2 protein-coding genes are annotated in these 1,274 nt (G+C 71.2%); both read left to right on the top strand.

Annotated features, from left to right (window positions below; genetic code table 11):
• The coding region (locus ACFXA3_RS42760; protein ID WP_385196987.1) for an acyl-CoA dehydrogenase family protein at positions 1-403 on the top strand (403 nt) is incomplete at its 5' end.
• Positions 404-468: 65 nt separating this feature from the next.
• A partial coding sequence (locus ACFXA3_RS42755) for an acyl-CoA dehydrogenase family protein (protein ID WP_385196984.1) occupies positions 469-1,274 on the top strand: 806 nt, incomplete at its 3' end.

Here is a 1,274-nt window from a genome sequence, read left to right as displayed (position 1 = left end):
CCGGGACTGGGCGGTGGAGCGCCGCCAGTTCGGTTCGCCCATCGCCGACTTCCAGCTGGTGCAGGGCATGCTCGCGGACTGCGCGGTCGACATCGCCGTCAACCGCGCCTACACCCACCAGGTCGCCTGGGAAGCCGACCAGCCGCACACCGACCGCAAGACCCTCCACGCGAAGGCCTCGACGGCGAAGCTCGCGGCGAGCGAGGCCGCCGGCCGGGTCGTCGACCGGTGCGTGCAGATCTTCGGCGGCCGCGGCTACGACCGTTCCCACCCCGTCGAACGCCTCTACCGTGAGCTGCGCGTCGACCGCATCTGGGAGGGCACCTCCGAGATCCAGCGCCTGATCATCGCCAACGAGCTCGTCAAGCGCGGCACCCGCGCCCTCGCGCTGCCCGGCGCCTGACCCCGTACCGCACCCCGTACCGCACCCCGTACTTCACCCCCGTCCCACGATCCCAGAGGAGTGACATGGACTTCCGTCTCACCGCGCGTCAGGAGGAGCTCCGCAGCGCGGCGCGCGCACTGACCGAGTTCATCACCACCTACGAGCTCGACTGCGAGGAGAACAACGGACTTCCCCCGCACGCCCACGCCGAGATCCGCGACGCGGTCCTCGACAGCGGCCTGCAGGCCGTCAACATGCCGGCCGAGTGGGGCGGGGCCGGGCTCACCGTCCAGGAACAGGTCACCGTCCAGGCCGAGCTCGGACGGCTGACCGGCGCACTGTGGGACATGGTGTGGCGTCCGGCCAACGCGCTGTCCTTCTGCACGCCCGAGCAGCGCGAGCGCTACCTCGTCCCCGTCATCCGCGGGCAGCGGCGCGACTGTTACGCGGTGAGCGAGCCCGAGGCGGGCTCGGACCCGCAGAGCGTGCGCACCACCGCGACCCGTACCGACGGCGGCTGGGTGCTGAACGGCGAGAAGTGGTTCGTCACCGTCGGCGACCACGCGGACTTCATGATCGTGCTCGCCGTCGCGGGGGAGGAACGGGCCCCGACCCTGTTCCTCGTCGACAAGGACAGCCCGGGCGTCGAGATGACGCGGGTCCCGCGCTGGATGCACACGTTCGTCTACGAGCACCCCGAGTTCACCTTCACGGACGTGCACGTGCCCGAAGACGCCGTGCTCGGGGAGATCGGCAACGGCTACGACATCACGCGCTCCTGGTTCACCGAGGAACGGCTGATGATCGCCGCCCGGACCGTCGGGGCGGCCGAGCGGGCGCTGGAGCTGGCCCGGGACTGGGCGGTGGAGCGCCGCCAGTTCGGTTCGCC

The sequence above is a fragment of the Streptomyces sp. NPDC059456 genome (genome assembly GCF_042750055.1).
Lineage (GTDB): Bacteria > Actinomycetota > Actinomycetes > Streptomycetales > Streptomycetaceae > Streptomyces.
This window is presented reverse-complemented; position numbering and strand designations above follow the sequence as displayed.